The sequence below is a fragment of the Microbacterium sp. P5_B6 genome (genome assembly GCF_056400345.1).
Map to the genome: position 1 here is coordinate 1 of NZ_JBFULL010000068.1, position 1,580 is coordinate 1,580.

General features: G+C 61.2%; 2 protein-coding genes. One reads left to right on the plus strand and one right to left on the minus strand.

What is annotated here, in order from left to right; all coding sequences use genetic code 11:
* Positions 1-247: hypothetical protein (locus AC1DP3_RS18240; protein WP_477295773.1), on the minus strand; the 247-nt coding region annotated here is incomplete at its 3' end.
* Positions 248-425: 178 nt separating this feature from the next.
* Between AC1DP3_RS18240 and AC1DP3_RS18245 the strand changes: the two genes are divergently transcribed.
* Positions 426-1,433, plus strand: a complete 1,008-nt coding sequence (locus tag AC1DP3_RS18245) for a restriction endonuclease (protein ID WP_477295775.1) — start codon at positions 426-428, stop codon at positions 1,431-1,433.
* Positions 1,434-1,580: the final 147 nt, after the last annotated feature.

Here is a 1,580-nt window from a genome sequence, read left to right on the forward strand (position 1 = left end):
TGCCGTCAGGGCTCTTCAGCAACCACCCACTCTCAGTGAGGTCTTGCGACATCCAATGCCAGTCCTGGCGTGCACGGGGCCGGCCGTTCACGCGAGTGACTTCGGACTCGTAGTCGTTCAGTGGCCAACGCTCCTCGACCACTGACCAGATGTCGCTCGCTTGGAGCTCGTGACCAATGCCACCCCGCTCGAGCAGCACCTCGAGAGTCTCGCGAGTGCGCTCAGCACGTCGGACGCGTTCTTCCATGAATTGCCTCCCGCTCCACCCTTGCAGATTGTGCACRAATGATGCCTCGCGTGCTACAAACGGCCGTCCATATCTCTGCCGCGAGGCAGATAGAGTCGGGCGCTGCCCCGGTCAAGGAAATCGTAGAACTCGAGCCGCGCCTTCTCGAGGTCTGCCGAATCTGCGCTAAGAGTGAGGAATGGGTTCAAAACAAGGGCCGCTGTGGGATTGGCGCGAGGCCTTCAAGGACGCCGATGCATTGCCGCCAGATGCCTCGCCCGCTGAGAGGCGAGCCCGCGGCAAGAGGTTTGAACGGATCTTGTACGGAATGTTCCTGGAAGCAAAACTGGAGCCACGTCTCAGCTTCCGGCCCACAGGCGAGGAGATCGACGGATCCCTCTGGCTGGAGGGTCGAACAGTACTCGTAGAAGCCAAATGGACACAGGACCCACATCCCGCATCGAGCATCTTCCAATTTCGCGGGAAGGTCGACGGCAAACTGGTTGGGTCCGWCGGGCTCTTCATCAGCATGGCGGGTTTCAGCGCGGACGCAGTCGATGCACTGGTGGCCGGAAAGGAATTGAACGTAATTCTCGCGGATGGGGACGATATCCRCTCAATCGTCAACGGCTATGTGTCCGCCCGGGATGCGATTCGCCAAAAGCTGCGCGCCGCGGGCGACTCTGGTACTCCGTTCGCTCCTCTAGCTCAGTCGACTACTGCTCCTGCAGTCGTACGTCGGATTGTCCTGGTGGAAGGACGACTCGAGGCACAGATACTCGAGACTCTGCGCGTGATCCACGGCAATTCCGCCGGGATCTCGATTGTGCCCTCAGGTGGCGTGTCCAATATGGTGCCTCTACTTCGAGATCTAATCGCGTCTTCCGGAAGTCCGGAAAGAGTGACGGTAGTCCTATCGGCCAACGAAGCTGAGGACACCGACCTACAGGCATTGAGCGACGAATTGCGCCAGGTCATCCGCGCTAGCCACCCAAACACGGCCCTTCTCATCAGTGTGCTCCGTCCGAGCCTCGCCGCCATGCTAGGCGTCGACTATTTGCAGCCCGGCCGCAGGGAAGAGCGATCCGGTCTGTCCGAAGGCGCGGTGTCCGCAGCATTGCAGAATGTGGATACCGCGGCCTTGTACGCGAATAACCAGATGCTTCGCCGCGCCATGAAGGGAGCGGGCATATACCTGCCCTATTAAGGGCGCAGGAGCGGGCCGATTCCACACATCCGGCGAGAGAGCCGGGTTCTTGCGGCGGGAATCATCGGCCGATTATGGTCCGCCGCGACTGGCCGGACCGGTGTAGGGCCCGCCKGGGTCGTGCGGTTCACCGCCGGGGAAGTACGG